13 protein-coding genes are annotated in these 17,753 nt (G+C 32.4%); 11 read left to right on the top strand and 2 right to left on the bottom strand.

The genetic code is table 11. From position 1 onward, the window contains the following. The first annotated feature begins 33 nt into the window (after positions 1–33). The 9 genes from hppD (at position 34) to JM80_RS04960 (ending at position 12,046) form a co-directional block, all read left to right on the top strand. Positions 34–1,176 carry a 4-hydroxyphenylpyruvate dioxygenase gene (gene hppD, locus JM80_RS05000; protein ID WP_075694670.1) on the top strand — a complete coding sequence of 381 codons (1,143 nt, stop codon included), beginning with the start codon at positions 34–36 and terminating at the stop codon, positions 1,174–1,176. A 316-nt stretch (positions 1,177–1,492) separates the two neighbouring features. Continuing rightward, entirely contained in the window at positions 1,493–2,272 is a 780-nt protein-coding gene (locus tag JM80_RS04995; RefSeq protein ID WP_013620655.1) for a DUF3108 domain-containing protein, read from the top strand. 6 nt (positions 2,273–2,278) lie between these two features. Then, entirely contained in the window at positions 2,279–3,244 is a 966-nt protein-coding gene (locus JM80_RS04990; RefSeq protein ID WP_013620656.1) for a tryptophan 2,3-dioxygenase family protein, read from the top strand. Further along, the gene (locus JM80_RS04985; protein ID WP_013620657.1) at positions 3,244–4,533 is read left to right on the top strand and encodes a peptidoglycan DD-metalloendopeptidase family protein; all 1,290 of its coding nucleotides are present in this window, start codon (positions 3,244–3,246) and stop codon (positions 4,531–4,533) included. The genes JM80_RS04990 and JM80_RS04985 overlap by 1 nt, the downstream gene beginning before the upstream one ends. A 2-nt stretch (positions 4,534–4,535) precedes the next feature. Continuing rightward, positions 4,536–6,182, top strand: a complete 1,647-nt coding sequence (gene pgi / locus JM80_RS04980) for a glucose-6-phosphate isomerase (RefSeq protein ID WP_013620658.1) — start codon at positions 4,536–4,538, stop codon at positions 6,180–6,182. A 175-nt stretch (positions 6,183–6,357) separates the two neighbouring features. Further along, positions 6,358–8,889, top strand: a complete 2,532-nt coding sequence (locus JM80_RS04975) for a TonB-dependent receptor (protein WP_034645585.1) — start codon at positions 6,358–6,360, stop codon at positions 8,887–8,889. A gap of 20 nt (positions 8,890–8,909) precedes the next feature. Then, a complete protein-coding gene (locus JM80_RS04970; protein ID WP_144709375.1) occupies positions 8,910–10,043 on the top strand; it encodes a hypothetical protein in 1,134 nt (377 codons plus the stop codon). Between the two features lie 137 nt (positions 10,044–10,180). Beyond that, positions 10,181–11,560: an endonuclease gene (locus tag JM80_RS04965; protein WP_144709374.1), complete on the top strand. Its 1,380-nt coding sequence runs from the start codon at positions 10,181–10,183 to the stop codon at positions 11,558–11,560. A gap of 48 nt (positions 11,561–11,608) precedes the next feature. Next, on the top strand, positions 11,609–12,046 hold the full coding sequence (locus JM80_RS04960) for a hypothetical protein (RefSeq protein WP_013620662.1): 438 nt from the start codon (positions 11,609–11,611) through the stop codon (positions 12,044–12,046). Between the two features lie 78 nt (positions 12,047–12,124). Here the strand turns inward: JM80_RS04960 and JM80_RS04955 are convergent, their stop codons facing one another. Then, positions 12,125–13,186 (bottom strand): endonuclease/exonuclease/phosphatase family protein, encoded by a 1,062-nt coding sequence (locus JM80_RS04955; protein ID WP_144709373.1) that lies wholly within the window; start codon positions 13,184–13,186, stop codon positions 12,125–12,127. 65 nt (positions 13,187–13,251) lie between these two features. On the opposite strand from JM80_RS04955, the gene JM80_RS04950 reads away from it, so the two are divergent. After that, positions 13,252–15,996 carry a TonB-dependent receptor gene (locus JM80_RS04950; RefSeq protein WP_144709372.1) on the top strand — a complete coding sequence of 915 codons (2,745 nt, stop codon included), beginning with the start codon at positions 13,252–13,254 and terminating at the stop codon, positions 15,994–15,996. Between the two features lies 1 nt (position 15,997). Then, on the top strand, positions 15,998–17,350 hold the full coding sequence (locus tag JM80_RS04945) for a DUF5689 domain-containing protein (RefSeq protein ID WP_144709371.1): 1,353 nt from the start codon (positions 15,998–16,000) through the stop codon (positions 17,348–17,350). Here JM80_RS04945 and JM80_RS04940 read toward each other — a convergent pair. Then, positions 17,347–17,751: a response regulator gene (locus JM80_RS04940; protein ID WP_013620666.1), complete on the bottom strand. Its 405-nt coding sequence runs from the start codon at positions 17,749–17,751 to the stop codon at positions 17,347–17,349. The two genes, JM80_RS04945 and JM80_RS04940, sit on opposite strands and share 4 nt — an antisense overlap. Positions 17,752–17,753 lie beyond the last annotated feature (2 nt).

Here is a 17,753-nt window from a genome sequence, read left to right as displayed (position 1 = left end):
TATCAAATTATATAAACTTTAAAACAAAATATTATGTCAACATTAGACAATACATCGCTTAAATTACCAAAAGAAAATTTAGAAGCAGAAGACTTTTTACCATTATTAGGAACAGACTATGTAGAACTTTATGTAGGTAATGCAAAACAAGCAGCACATTATTATATGTCTGCATGGGGTTTTCAGCCACTAGCATACGCTGGCCTAGAAACTGGTTTAAAAGACCGTGTATCTTACGTAATAGAACAAGGTAAAATTAGGTTAGTACTAACCTCTCCTTTAAATTCTGGAGGGGAAATAAACAAGCATATTGACGCTCATGGAGATGGCGTAAAAACAGTTGCCCTTTGGGTAGATGATGCTACAAAAAGTTATAAAGAAACAACTAGCAGAGGCGCAGAAAGTTATTTTGAACCAAAAAAAGAAGAAGATGAAAACGGAGAAGTTGTTTTCTCTGGAATACATACTTATGGTGAAACTGTACACGTTTTTGTAGAAAGAAGCAATTACAAAGGTATATTTTTACCAGGTTATAAAGCTTGGAACCCACATTATAAGCCTGCAGATACCGGCTTAAAATACATAGATCATATGGTAGGTAATGTAGGGTGGAATGAGATGAACAAATGGTGTGAGTTTTATGCTAAAGTAATGGGATTTGCACAGCTTGTTTCTTTTGATGATAAAGACATATCTACAGAATACACTGCTCTAATGAGTAAGGTTATGAGTAACGGTAATGGCCGTATTAAATTTCCAATTAACGAACCTGCGGAAGGAAGAAAAAAATCTCAGATTGAAGAGTACATAGATTTTTATAACGGAGCAGGTGTACAACATATGGCATTAGCTACAGATAACATTATAGAAACTGTAACTGCATTAAGAGATCGTGGCGTAGAATTTTTAACTGTTCCTAGCTCTTATTACGAAGATGTTTTAGACAGAGTTGGTGAAATTGATGAGGACTTAGCACCTTTAAAAGAACTAGGCATTTTAATAGATAAAGATGATGAAGGCTACTTATTACAAATATTTACGAAGCCTATTTTAGACAGACCAACAATGTTTATAGAAATTATACAAAGAAAAGGCGCAAAGTCTTTTGGTAAAGGAAACTTTAAAGCTCTATTTGAAGCCATAGAAAGAGAGCAAGAATCTAGAGGAACCCTTTAACAAAACCGCTATATTATTATGAATGCAGTAATTTTTGCATTTAAAAGCTAAAGTAGTGTTAACACTTTAGTTAAAGTAAGTTAAAACCAATTATTACTCTGAATTAATGTAGTACTTTTGACGGCATAAGGGGTGGTTCCCTTATTAACTTTAAGTATTGGTTTTTCATAATTTAAAGTTTGGTTGGTTATTTAGGAAAAGCCCAGTTTTAAGACTGGGCTTTTTTTTATGCAATACTTTGGAACAAAAATTGTTTAAATAATTGTAAAGACATTTAATTGTATTTTCAATTTTAGTAATTTTACATCATAACGATATGAAAAAAGTATACATAACCCTTTTATTACTAGCAACTTTTTCTGCTAACTCCCAAAATACGCACAGTGCGTTTAAAGCAGGAGAATGGCTACGCTTTAGAATTCATTACGGAATTTTTAATGCTAGTTACGCCACACTACAAGTTAAAAATGACAAAATAGACAACAAATCTGTTTACCACGTTGTTGGCAAAGGAAGAACCACAGGTTTAGCACGTGTATTTTTTAAAGTAGATGATACTTACGAGAGCTATTTTGACAAAAATAATGGCAAACCCTATAAATTTGTTAGAAAAGTAAGTGAAGGTAGCTACACCTTAGATTTAGATATAGATTTTGATTATAAAAACAAAAAAGCTACTCTAAACGATCATAAAAAAGATAGAAAGTTAGACTTTTCTATAGATCATAAAATACAAGACTTAATATCTGCTTTTTACTATCTTAGAAACAACTATAAACCAGAAGATTTAAAAAAAGGGGAATTTGTTGTTTTAAATTTACTTTATGATGATGATGGTATTTTTAAGTTTAAACTAAAATATTTAGGAAAAGAAACTTTAAAAACTAAATACGGTAAAGTAGAATGTCATAAATTTAGACCCTACGTAGAGTCTGGTCGTGTTTTTAAAGAACAAGAAAGCTTATCACTATGGGTTTCTAATGATGACAATAGAATTCCTATTAGAATAAAAGCAGACCTAGCTGTTGGCTCTATAAAGGCAGACCTAGATGGTTATGCCGGATTAAAGCATCAGTTTAAAATAATAATGGACTAACATTTAATGGACAATAAAGAAAAGATAGCGTCTCAAATTTTAAAATTAGAAGAAAAATACAAAGGATCTGGACAAGATTTAAGCTCATACCTAGATGGGTTACTTTATGAAAAATACCTTACCTATTGGGATTATATTCATTTAGACACGCTTTTAAGTTTACAAATACCAAGAACACATTTTCCGGATGAGGAAATTTTTATAATGTATCATCAAATAACGGAATTGTACTTTAAGTTAATTTTACATGAGCAAAAGCAAATTGTAGATGACAAATCTCAAGATGTTGATTTTTTTATAGAAAAGGCCAATAGAATAAACAGCTATTTTAAAGTTCTTATATCTTCATTTAGTATTATGATTAATGGTATGGATAGAGAGCAATTTTTAAAATACAGAATGGCGCTATTGCCAGCTAGTGGTTTTCAGTCTGCACAATACAGAATGATAGAACTTTATGCTGCTCCTTTAGAGAACTTAGTTCATAAAACAAAAAGAGAACAGTACTCATCAGAAAACAGTATTGAAGAACTTTATGAAGAAATTTACTGGAAAAACGGAGCTACAGACAAAGATACCGGAGAAAAAACACTAACACTTAAACAATTTGAGTACAGGTACACACCGCGTTTAATACGTATTGCCAACCAAGTAAAAGACAATACAATTTATCACAAATACCTTGCCTTGCCTAAAAAAAGTCAAGAAAACAAGGAGTTAATAAGTGCATTAAAAGCATTAGATATAAATGCAAATGTAAATTGGCCACTAATGCATATGGGCTCTGCTTACAAATATTTAGCTAAAGATAAAGAAGCTATAGATGCTACCGGAGGAACCAATTGGAAACAATATTTACCTCCAAGTTTTCAAAAAGTAGTGTTTTTCCCTTATTTATATACAAAAGAAGAGTTAAATAATTGGGGAAAAGAATGGATAGACCATATCTTTAACCCCGAAAAATCTAAATAATGCAAAAATTTCTTCTTACACTTTTAACAATTTCTATTTTTATCTCTTGCAAGGATAGCAAGGTAAAGCCTAATAACAACATACCAGAAGTAGAAACTATAGAAAAACCTGTAGTAGCAATGGAGTATGGTTTTAACCTAGATAACTTTACTGTTTTACAAGACACAATTAGAAGCGGCGATAGTTTTGGAGAGTTAATGACTAACAATAAAGTAGATTATCCAAAAATTTATAAAATATCTGAAGAATACAAAGATAGTTTTGATGTACGCCGTATTAGAGTTGGCAAACCTTATGTTATTTTAAAATCTAAAGACACTACACAAACTGCACAATATTTTATTTATGAAAACGACCGTATTAATTACACGGTTGTAGACCTAAGAGACTCTGTAAACGTTTATAAGAAAAAGAAAAAAGTTACCTACGTAGAGCGCGAGGCATCTGGTATTATAAACACATCTTTATCTGAGGCTATTTTAGAACAAGGCATAGATTACAATATAACTAATAATTTATCTGAAATATATGCTTGGTCTATAGATTTCTTTAGACTACAAAAAGGAGACAAGTTTAAGGTTATATATAAAGAACGTTATATTAATGATAGTATTTATGCCGGATCTGAACCAATAGAAGCTGCCTACTTTGAGCATAATGGCAAACCTTTTTATGCTTTTGAGTACGTAACAGACTCTCTAAAACAAATAGCAGATTACTATGACCAAGAAGCAAACAACTTAAGAAGGGCATTTTTAAAAGCTCCTATTAAGTTTAATTACAGAATATCTTCTCGTTACAATTTAAAAAGAAGAATTAAATATTATGGCTACAAGGTAAGGCCACATAAAGGTACAGATTATGCTGCAGCAATAGGAACACCAATTATTGCTACTGCAAATGGTACTGTAGTAGAATCTACAAGACGTGGTGGCAATGGTAAATTTGTAAAAATTAAACACAACGGTACATATAGCACGCAGTATTTACATATGAAAAACCAAAACGTTAGAAAAGGAGACTACGTTTTACAAGGAGATGTAATTGGTTGGGTAGGTATGACAGGTAATACGGGTGGTCCTCACGTTTGTTATAGGTTCTGGAAAAATGGAAGACAAGTAGATCCTTTAAGAGAAAAACTACCAACTGCAGAAGCAATTGCCGACAGTTTAAAAACTGGTTATTTGGAATATATTAAACCAAAAATGTCTCAGTTAGATAAAATTGTTTTTCCTAAAAAAATAATTACTCAAGAAGAAGATAAAGAAGAAAACATAATTAATCCATAATAATGGCATTACAGAACACCAACCCTACTAAAACTGCCGCTTGGCAAAAATTACAAGAAAACTATACTAACACTAAAAATCTTAAGGTTAAAGATTTGTTTAAGGATGATGAAAATCGTGCTAAAAAACTAACCATAAAAGATAACGATTTTTTGTTTGACTATTCTAAAAACAGAATTACAGAAGATACTGTAAAGCATTTATTAGAATTAGCAAACCAGGTAGACCTTAAAGGAGCCATAGAAAACTACTTTAAAGGAGAACCAATAAACCAAACCGAAGGAAGAGCTGTTTTACACACTGCCTTACGAGCAAAAGAATCTGACACAGTTTTAGTTGATGGTAAAAACGTAATACCTGAAATTTATGCTGTTAAAGAAAAAATTAAAAATTACACAGAAAGTATAATATCTGGTAAAAGCAAAGGCTACACAGGTAAAGCTTTTACAGATGTAGTAAATATTGGTATTGGAGGGTCTGATCTAGGACCAGCAATGGTTGTAGAATCTTTAAAGTTTTACAAAAATCATTTAAAAATGCATTTTGTAAGCAATGTAGATGGTGACCACGTACACCAAATACTAAAAGAACTAAACCCAGAAACTACATTATTTGTGGTAGTTTCTAAAACTTTTACAACACAAGAAACACTTAGTAACGCTACCACTATAAAAAAATGGTTTTTAAACCCTGAATTTAAAACCAAAGAAAGTGATATTGCACTACATTTTGCTGCCGTATCTACCAATGCAACTAAAATAGCAGAATTTGGTATAGATGCAAACAATGTATTTCCTATGTGGGATTGGGTTGGCGGACGTTTTTCTTTATGGAGCGCCGTAGGTTTAAGCATTGCTTTATCTGTAGGTTTTACCAATTTTAACAACCTATTAATGGGTGCTAACGAAATGGATGAGCACTTTAGAAATACAGATTTTTCAGAAAACATACCGGTTGTATCTGCCCTACTAACTATATGGTATAACAATTTTTACAATGCAGAAACCGAAGCTATAATTCCTTACTCGCAGTACCTAAGTAGATTTTCTGCTTATTTACAACAAGGAATAATGGAAAGCAACGGAAAAAGTGTAGACCGCAATGGAGACCCTGTAACATACCAAACAGGAACTATTATTTGGGGAGAACCAGGAACCAACTCTCAGCACGCATTTTTTCAATTAATTCATCAAGGAACTAAAGTTATTCCTGCAGAGTTTATAGGCTTTAAAGAGTCTTTGTTTGGAGATCAAGATCATCAAGACAAACTAATGGCTAATTTTATAGCACAAACCGAAGCTCTTTTAAACGGAAAAACAAAAGAAGAAGTACTTGCAGAATTACAAGAAAAAGGACTTTCTGATAAAGAAATAGAAGACCTACTCCCTTTTAAGGTTTTTGAAGGCAATAAGCCAACAACTACATTACTAATAAACAAATTAACGCCAAAAAGCTTAGGAAAATTAATAGCTCTTTATGAACATAAAATATTTGTTCAAGGCATTATTTGGAATATTTTTAGCTATGACCAATGGGGTGTAGAATTAGGAAAACAATTAGCCAGTACAGTTTTAAAAGACATAAATTCTGACAAAAATGAAACTCACGACCCATCTACACTACAAATTTTAGAGGGTTACAAAAAATAGAAACCACCTACTAAAATTATTAAAATGGCGTTGATAACTTCTTGTTTATCAACGCCATTTTAACTTAAATTTATGTTATTTTTGCGTTAACTGATTTAACATTCTGTTAACGTACAAGTAGTAGAAATTATACACTTTTGTGCCGTTAATAAAAAAACTAAAGAACAAAAGAAAAATGAAAAAAAAGTACTTCGTTTTTGTCGCTATGTTATTATGTACGGCATTCGCATTTTCTCAAGGAACCATCACTGGTAAAATATTGGATGGTGATTTAGGAGGACCTCTACCAGGAGCAAGTGTAGTTGTAAAAGGAACTACAAATGGTATGGCTGCCGATTTTGACGGTAACTTTAGCATTGAAGCACCTAGCAACTCTGGTGTATTAGTGGTATCTTATATTGGATACATCACTAAAGAAGTAAGCTTTAATGCAGTTGGAAATGTAGGTAACATTACATTAATGCCAGATGCAGAGGCTTTAGAAGAAGTTGTTATTGTAGCTTCTGTAGCTGTAGACAGAAAAACTCCGGTTGCTGTTTCTACAATTAAAGCTGCTGACATTGAACTAAAATTAGGAACACAAGAATTTCCTGAAGTATTAAAATCTACACCTGGTGTATACGCTACTAAGTCTGGTGGTGGTTTTGGTGATGGTAGAATTAACCTTAGAGGTTTTGACTCTGAAAACGTTGCTGTAATGATTAACGGTGTACCTGTTAATGATATGGAAAACGGTAGAGTATACTGGAGTAACTGGGCTGGTTTATCAGATGTTACTTCTTCTATGCAAGTACAAAGAGGTTTAGGTGCTTCTAAAGTAGCTGTACCTTCTATTGGTGGTACAATAAACATCTTATCTAAAACTACAGACGTAGAAAAAGGTGGAAATATTATTGGTGGTGTTGGTAATGATGGATACCAAAAATACGGTGCTACTTTATCTACTGGTTTAATGGATAACGGATTTGCTGCTACAGTATCTGCATCTAAAACAACTGGTGAAGGTTATGTAGACGGTACGCAATTTAATGGTTTTAACTATTTTGTAAACATCTCTAAGCAGATTAATGATAACCACAAATTATCTTTAACTTCTTTTGGTGCTCCACAAACACATGGCCAACGTCAAAACAGAAGTTCTATTGACACTTACAGAAATGCTGAAAGTGGTATTAGATTTAACCCAGATTGGGGTTACAAAAACGGTCAAGTTACTCACATAGAAGACAACTTCTACCACAAATCTCAAACTTCATTAAACCACTATTGGAATATTAATGACAAATCAATCTTATCTTCTGCTTTATATGCCTCTTGGGGTAAAGGTGGTGGTGGTGGTACTGCTGGTAACACAGACTTATTTAACACTAGATTAGGTGGTTTTGATCAACCAGTAGACTTAGACAACATCGTAGAAATTAACCGTGAAAATGGGCGTCAAGGTTTTGGTTCTGATGCTTATTTAAGAGCTTCTATAAACAACCACGAGTGGTTTGGATTCTTATCTACTTACAAAAACTCTTTAACTGAAAACTTAGATTTATTAGTAGGTATTGATTTAAGAGATTACACTGGTGATCACTATTCTGAAGTTACAGATTTATTAGGTGGTAGCTATGCTTTAGATAATGACAATGAAAACAACCCTAATGCTAGGTTACAAGTAGGTGACAAGCGTCAGTATCATAATGTTGGTAATGTAGGTTGGCAAGGTTTCTTTGCACAAGCAGAGTACTCTCAAGACAAACTTTCTGCATTTTTATCTACTGCAATATCTAATACATCATACCAAAGAATAGATTACTTTAACTATTTAGATTCTGATCCTGATCAAAAAACTGATAGATATAACTTTTTAGGTTATAGTGTAAAAGGTGGTGCTAACTACAATATAGATGACAACCATAATGTTTTTGCTAACATTGGTTACTTTGAAAAAGCTGCAAACTTTGGTGGTGTATTTGTTGGATTTGACAACGAAAACCAAAACCCAGATGCAGAAAACCAAAAAATATTTAGTGCTGAAATAGGATACGGTTACCGTAGTGAAAAATTAGCTGCAAACCTTAACATATACAGAACTACTTGGAATGATAGAACTGAAACAGCTACATTTAACAACCCTGATGGAACATTAGGTACTGCTAACATTTTAGGAGTAAATGCACTACACCAAGGTATAGAATTAGATTTTACATATAGAGCTACAGACGAGTTAACTATAACAGGTATGGCTTCTTTTGGTGACTGGAGATGGCAAAACAATGTTACAGATGTAGAAATTTTTGATGAAGATCAAAACTTAGTTAACACAGTAGATATCTACATTAAAGATTTACGTGTTGGTGATGCTGCACAAACTACAATGGCTTTAGGACTTAACTATGAAGTTATGCCAAAAACCAACCTTATTGTAGATTACAACTACTATGATAACTTATATGCTAACTACGATCCTAGTGACCGTGGAGATGCGTCTACTCCAGAAGCTTGGAAAGTGCCAGATTACGGTTTATTTGATGCTGGTTTAAGACACGGATTTAAATTAGGTGAGTTTGATACTACTGTTACATTAAGAATGAACAACGTATTTGACACAAGATACATTGCAGATGCACAAGATGGTGGTGACCACGATGCATTAACTGCTAGTGTTTTCTATGGTTTTGGAAGAACTTTTAGCATAAGCACAAAAATTAGATTTTAATTAAAAAAGCATATTTTAAGATGAAAAAAATTATATATTCACTAATCGCAATTGGGTTATTCTTAACCTCTTGCGACCCAATGGAAGACATTAACAAAGAGTTAGATGTTTTAAATGCTATAGATTCTGAGATAGGAAACCTTGAATATACATTTACCGAGGACGATTACAAAGATTTCTTTGAGTTTGACTTTGCTAACTTTAGTTCTGTAGATGATGCAAAAGCATTAATTCCTAATTACTTAACAGAAACTTACCCATTTTTAGGAGTTACCTATAACAACGATATAGAAGTTGAAGAAGTTTCTTCTGCTTTAATAACTTTTGATTGGTACAATAGAATACCAACTTATGAAGCAGAAATTAGAGTTTTAACTGCAGAAGAGCATAATGCTATAACAGGAGAAACTTACGGTAATTTTTCTGATGAAGATCATGTATTTGATTTCTTAGCTGCTGAATACCCTGCTGCTGAAGAAGGTGATTTTGTTTCTTTACGTTATGAGTACTACGCAGGCACTACTACTGAGCTTACAGATGGTTTCTTATTTGAAAACGGAGCTTGGACTAGATATGCTGGTTTTACACCTGCAGAATATAATGAAATGGGAGAAAGCTACCCTAATTTTTCTAGCCATGATGAAGCTGCTTTAAAAATACCTGTTACTTTACCTGAGCGTTTTAAATTTGATGCTAAAGAAGCTGGTGATATTGTAGTTGCAACTTATGAGCTTTACACTAAAGTAGGAGAAGATGCAAATGGTAACGACATTAGAGGAACTGTTACTTACACTAGCAATTTTATATTTGATGGTGCTAACTGGTCTAAATACAATAATGTTGCTACAGAAACTATTCAGTTTGCACACAACGGTATTACTTGGGTTCCTGACAATACAATTAAATACACTTTAACTGCTGCAGATTATGCTTCAGTAGGTAATGGGCAATACAATAACTTTGATGTTAGAGAAGGTAAAGCTGAAGCTACAGTTGAATCTAGATTAGCTAAAATAAATACAATTTTGCTTGCTAATTTCCCTAATTCTGAAGAAGGTCAAAAATTCTCTGTAACTTACAGTGTATACTCTGGATCTAACGAGGTTTGGATTATGAATGTTATTTTAGAAGGTGGAGCATACGTTCTACAATAATAGGCTAACATTTTAAAAAATTTACCTCTATCTATACATTTAGATAGAGGTTTTTTTATAGAAAAAGTTTAACGCAAAAAAACAAAGGCTTAAATTAGCTGCATACTTTTAAAGTATCAATTTTTAGCAAAGACAAGATGATGACGAAATCTATTTTAAACATAAAAAAATACACTTACACTATACTTTTATCTGCAATTACATTAGGATGCAGTAGCTCTGATGGAGGCACAGAACAACCAGACCCAGAACCAACTCCTGTAAACAAACCAATTGCAGTAGATGATGAAGTAACAGGTATAGAAAATGAAGAGTTAATTATAAGTTCACTTTTAGAAAATGATTCTAGAATTGGAGCCACAATAACTTCCTTTGACGCTACCAGCACCGGTGGCGCCACAATTATTGAAAATAGAGATGGCACATACACTTATATCCCTAAAGCAGATTTTATAGGCGTAGATACATTTACATACACAATATGTGATACTGAAGAAACTCCCAACTGTTCTACAGCTACAGTAACCGTTTCTATTGTAGATGAAGGAGACCCTGTAGCTATAGATGATGCCTACGCAACTGTAGAAAATACAGCTACCACAATTACAACTGCTTTAGATAATGACACTATTATTGATGATGCCATGTTAACATCTGTAGATGGTAGTGGATCTAGTGGAACTGTAGAGCTTAACAGCAACGGAGAAATTGTTTATACACCACAAAGCAACTTTACTGGTAATGATTCTTTTACATATACCATTTGTGATAATGATAAGCCTGATGCTACTTGCTCAACAGCAACAATTACTATTACAATTGCCGAAAAACTAAGTTTTAATATACCCGCAGAATTACAAGAATATTATTCTAACGTTGCTTTTTCTAACAATGCAGAAGTTACTTTAAACGCTTTAAAAGAGCACACAACTAACAAACACACAACTATTTTATCTTACGGGCAAAGACACAATTATTTGTATAATGCAGACGAAGATGAAACTATAGCAGACAACGTAATTTTAATGTATTCTGGTGAAAGTAGAGACCACAGAGAATATCAGTCTGGCTCTAATAGTCATTCACCACAAACATTTAATACAGAACATATTTTCCCGCAGTCTAAATTAGGTTCTAATATCGCCGTTTCAGATTTACACCATTTACGTTCTTGTGATGCTATAGTAAATGAAGACAGAAGTAATTTTGCGTATACAAATGGATCTGGCGAGTACAAATTAATAGATAGCAACAAATGGTATCCTGGAGACGACTGGAGAGGAGATGTTGCACGTATGGTACTTTACCTAAATATTAGATACAATGAAGATATTACGCAAGTAGGAACAATGGACTTATTTTTAGAATGGAATGCAGCTGACCCCGTATCTAGTTTTGAAATACAACGTAACAACGTAATTGAAGAAGCACAGGGCAACAGAAATCCATTTATAGACAACCCTTATTTAGCAACAATAGTTTGGGGTGGTAACGAAGCAGAAAATAAATGGGAATAAGCCCAAAAAACCTTATTTTTTATTACTTTTATAGTTAAACAATTTACTATGTATACTACAATTTTAAACTTACATTCTTACTTTGCTTTTATAGTTTTAGCTATCTTAATTTTAGCTGTTATAAATGCTATTTCTGGGTTAACATCTAAAAGAGATTTTAACTTAAGTAAAGACTTTAGAGTGTCATTATTTGCACTAATATTATCGCATTTACAGTTACTTATTGGCCTAATTCTATTTTTTGTTTCTCCTAACGGACTAGAAGCAATTACAACTAACGGAATGGGCGGATTAAGTTCTGCGGCTCGTTTATTAGCCGTAGAGCATCCATTTATAAACATAATTGCAATAGTGTTTATTACAATTGGCTGGTCTAAACATAAAAAAGTAATGGAGAGTGCTAAAAAATTTAAATTAATAGCCATTTTTTATGGCTTAGGATTACTATGCCTTTTAAGTAGAATTCCTTGGGGACAATGGTTCTAAAATAGATACAAAAAACAAAATACTAAAAAACCAAGTGATACAATTCACTTGGTTTTTTTATACCTAAAAGCAGACAAATTAATTATCCTCTTTTCTAATTAAATAAATGTACACCGGAAAATGATCACTGTAACCACCAGTATAACTACCTCCAGAATATGTTCTTTTAGGGTAACCTTTGTACCTACCCTTACTAGTTATTAAATATGGGGCATTATATATATACGCTTTCCAGAAAGAGTAGCTATCCTTTTGTTTATTTACCAAATTTCCTGTAAAAAATATTTGGTCAAAAACATTCCACTTATCCCTATAGGCTAAAGAGCCTTCGCCTTTTCTATATAGTTCTTCCATAGGATTAAACAATATACTATCTGAAACCTTTTTTAATCTACCTTCAGTTTGTAGCACCTTTTTAAAACTCTTGTTAGTTGGGTCATCATTAAAGTCGCCCATACTAATAATTTTAGCATTTATATTCACCCGCTTAACAGAGTCTATAATTCTTTTATTAAGAATAGCAGCTGCTATTCTATTGGGTCTGCTCCGCGCCTCACCTCCACTTCTAGATGGCCAGTGATTTACAATAAAGTAAATCTCCTCATTATCTAATAATCCACCAACAATTAATTGGTCTCTAGTATAATCTCTATAATTACTATCTTTAAATAAAAGTAGTCTATGACTTTTAAAAGATGTTGGTATAAATGCTTGTTTTTTATATAATAAGGCAACGTCTATACCTCTTTCATCAGGAGAGTTATAATGTATAACCCCATACCCCTTATTTATTAATGCTGGTTGCTGAATTAAATCTGTTAAAACTGTATCATTTTCCACCTCACAAACACCAATTATATCTGGTGAAGAATTAGTAACACTACTACCAATTTTAGCCAATGTAGTAGACATATTTTTAAGTTTTGCCATATACCTATCGCTAGTCCACTTATCTTTTCCTAATGGTGTACGATCATCATCAAAAGTATTAGGATTGTTAATTGTGTCAAATAAATTTTCCAAATTGTAAAAAGCAATAGTTCTAATTTGATAACGTTGCTTAGACTGAGCTATTAAAGTTATTTTAGTACATAAATAAATTATCAAGAAAAAACCTATACATTTACTAGTGATATTCATTTGATTAACAATTTTTCACATAAAAATAAGGAAATTTCCTTAAAAAACTCTATTTTCACAGAGTTATGCGATTGTTTATCAATATTTTATCTTTATTATTTGCAGTAAATACAGTAGCTGCTCAAGGTAAATATACCATTAAAGCAACAGTAGAAGACCCACAAAAAAAATCATTACAATTAGCTGGTACTGTAGACATACAAAATACAAACTCTACCACAAGTATTATAAATAATGCTTTTAAAATCTCTGTTAACAAAGGCAACTACATAATAAAAATTACGGTTAAAGATTACAGCATAGTAAAGCTACCAATAACAATTACAAACGACAATATAGATTTGGGTACTATTTATTTACAGAAAGATATTACCGTTGAGAAAGTAGACAACTTAATAACCTTAACAGATGCGGCCCTATCTGAAGAAGAAACCAGTACAATTACATCGGGCTTATTACAAGCAACCAGAGACGTGTTTTTATCAAGAGCTGCCTTTGATTTTGGACAGGCTTTTTTTAGAGTTAGAGGATACGATTCTAAATATAGCAAAGTATTAATAAATGGTATTGCTATGAATAATATTAGCGATGGAAGACCTCAATGGAATAACTGGGGAGGATTAAATGATGTAACAAGAAACCAAGAATTTACTTATGGGCTACAACCTGCAAAGTATACTTTTGGCGGTATTTTAGGAACAACAAATATTAATACACAACCGTCTAAAATGAGACCTGGAACAAGAGTTTCATTTTCTGCAGCAAACAGAACTTATACAGGACGCGTAATGACTACCCATACATCATCAACAAACAAAAAAGGGATAACCTACAGCATATCTGCCTCTAGAAGATGGGCAAAACAGGGATATTTAAATGGAACATTATATGATGCTTATTCAGTATTTGGCGCCTTAGAATACAAGTTAAATTCAAAAAACACATTATTAGCAACAGCAATAGCTGCAACTAACCGTAGAGGCCGGTCTTCTGCAGTAACAGAAGAAGTCTTTTTACTAAAAGGAAGAAAATATAATCCGTATTGGGGGCTACAAAACAACAAAATTAGAAATTCTAGAGAACGTAAAATTACACAACCTATTTTAATGTTTAATCATATTTACACAACTACAAACACAACTACAAACACAACTATAAATACAGGGGTTAGTTACAAATTTGGCCCACATAAAAAAAGTAGGCTAGGCTACTACAATGCTCCAAACCCAGATGCTACATACTACCGTTATCTTCCTAGTTTTTATATAAATAGTCCAATTGGCGCTAATTTTGAAAGTGCAGAAACAGCAAGACAATCGTTTATTAAAAACTCTCAAATAAACTGGGGTAATATTTATAACGCAAATAACACTTATGAAGATGCTAAGGCATCTTATGTTTTATATAATGATGTTGTAGATGATAAAACTATAACTTTTAACTCTACGGCAAATATTACACTTAACAAGCATTTCACTATAGATTCTGGTATATTATACAAAAACCTCAGCGCTAAAAATTATGCTATTATTGATGATTTATTAGGAGCAGAATACCATTTGGATATTGACACATTCTCTAATACTAGCAATGATGTTAATGGAAATAACAACAAAACAAACAATCAAATTTTTAGCTATAACTACAACTTAACCGCAAGTAATTTAAATGCATTTGCACAAATAAAAGCTACATATAAAAAGTGGTATGCATCATTAGCTATAAACACAAATACAATTAGTTACCAAAGAAATGGTTTATTTAAAAATGAACGCTACCCTGAAACATCAATAGGAAAAAGCAATAAAGTAAATTTTAATGCACTAAATTTTAAAGGATCTTTTACCTATAAAATAAACGGGAGACATTGGGTTAATGGCAAATTTGCACTCATAAAAAAACCTCCAACAATACAAAATACCTTTATTAACCCAAGAGAAAACAATGCAGTTGTTAACAATATTAAAAACCAAACAATTAGAACAGGAGATGTAAATTACTTTATACGCTTGCCAAAACTAACTGGTCGTGTTTCTGCATTTTACTCTCTGTTTAATGACGAAACTGATGTTAATTTCTTTTTTGTAGAATCTGGAATTGGGTCTGACTTTGTACAGGAGGTAGTTACAGGAATAGACAAAAAACACAAGGGTATTGAAATTGGCTTGGAATATGAGTTATCTTCTGCCGTTAAAGTTACAGGCGTAGCAGCAATAGCAGACTACACCTACAATAACAACCCTAATGTTGCTATAAATTTTGACACCACTAACAATGATGAAAATGCAATAAACTTAGAAGGGTATAGCAACTTAGGAGAAAGCAACATTAAAAATTACAAGCTTGCTCAAGGGCCACAAAAAGCAATTGCAATAGGCTTAGAATATAGAGACCCTAAATACTGGTGGATAAGTGGCTCTGCTAACTTTTTAGGTAATAACTACGCTAATATATCTACCATTACCAGAACCCGTAGTTTTTACTTAAACCCAGACACCAATGAACCCTTTACAGACGCTACCCCAGAGAACGTAAACAAATTACTTGCTCAAAATAAAATGAAAGATTTTTACTTACTAAACATTGTTGGCGGAAAATCTTGGATTATAAATGGCAAATATGTTAGTGTATTTGCTAGTGTTAATAATGTTTTTGATACCGTTTTTAAAACTGGTGGTTATGAACAGAGTAGAAACGGAAACTATGGACAAATGAAACAAGATAATTTAAGCACCACTCCATCATTTGGCACTAAATACTGGTATGGCTATGGGCGTACATACTTTTTAAATTTAGCAATTAGCTTTTAATATGATTTTAAAAAAACACCTAACAATAAGTATCTCATTTTTTTTAATAATAAGCTGTGTTAAGGACAAGGATTTTGACATTTCAAAAACCAAATGTTCAGAGCTGGTATACAACTTAAGCTTAATTAACTTAAACACTATTACTGAGGGAGATATTACACAAGTGCAAGAAGACATAATTATAGAAGGCTACATTGTATCATCTGACATAGAAAATAATTTTTTTGGAACAATACATATTCAAGACAAAGCAATAGAACCTACAACCGGTATTTCTTTCCTAGTAGATTTAAGAGATTATTATTTACAATATAAACTAGGAGAAAAAGTAGCTATAAAACTAAAAGGGCTATACATAGCTAAAAAAAATAATGCTTTTGTAATTGGTGGTGTTTTTACTTCTTTTGGGAACCAGTCTGTTGGCCGGCTACCAAGTTTACAAGTGCAAGAACATATGTATGCAATATGCACCAACCAAACTGCTAAAGCTACAAAAACCACTATAGAAGATTTATCTTTTAGTATGATTAATACTTTGGTAGAACTAGATAACTTGGAGTTTATTGAGGAAGAACTAAGTAAAACGTTTGCAAACGAAAAAGAAGAAACAGAACGAGTACTTAAAGATTGCCTAGGAAACCAAATAAAGCTTGTTAACAGTGGTTATGCAGATTTTGCAACTAATGTACTGCCTAATAAAAACGGAAATGTTACAGCTGTTTTAATTGAAGATAAAAACGAATTAAAACTAAAAATTAGAACAATTGCAGACTTAAGCTTTAACAACAACAGATGTCCTCCTATTGTAACCGAATTTACCTCTACTGCTATTTTTTTCTCAGAAATAGCAGACCCTAACAATAACACTGGCGCAAGGTTTATAGAGTTATACAACTCTAGCAACGAATCTTTAGACTTAAACAATTGGAAAATTAATAGGTACACCAACGCAAGTACAGATATTAGCTCTAGCTTAGACCTAACTGGCTATAGTATTAATGCAAAAAGTACGCTCGTAATTTCTCCTAATAAGGATGAATTTATTACTGTTTATGGCTTTGAACCAGACATAAGCATAGGAAAAAATAGTGTTGCAGACTCTAATGGTGATGATAACTTAGTGCTAAAAGATCCATTTGGCACTACTATAGATATTTTTGGTGTTATTGGCGAAGATGGTACTAATACCAATCATGAGTTTGAAGATGGCAAAGCCCAACGTAAAAAAACTATAAGTATGGGCTCTAGCACATATATGTTTAACCAGTGGTTAATTTTTAATGACACCGGTAGCAGTAACACTACAAATACACCGCAAAATGCACCAGATGATTTCTCTCCTAAAGTGCGTTAGGCACTCAAATCATCTAACATATTTTTTAAATCTTTTGGCGTAACTGGCTTTAAAATATAATCTGTAACAATATCATAGGTCTTAACCCTCTCTATATCTCTTGGGTCTATAGATGAACTAACTATGTAAATAACAACATCTTTTCTAATAGCCTCTGGTATTTTTACAAAATCATCTAAAAACTCCCAGCCATTCATTATTGGCATATTAAGATCTAAAAATATTAATCTTGGTAATTTTTTTTCAACTATAGATTTTTGAGTTAATTCTTCAATAGCATCCAAACCGTTTTCAAAAACTTCAATTTCCTCAGAAAAACCTACTTCTTTCATTATACGTTTAGTGCCATAAACAAAAATTGGATCATCATCTATTATGCAAGCGCTAAAAATTTTATTCATAC

Source organism: Cellulophaga sp. RHA_52 (genome assembly GCF_007827205.1).
Classification (GTDB): Bacteria; Bacteroidota; Bacteroidia; order Flavobacteriales; family Flavobacteriaceae; genus Cellulophaga; species Cellulophaga lytica.
Note: the sequence above shows the minus strand (reverse complement) of the source record. Positions and strands in the feature narration are given on the sequence as shown.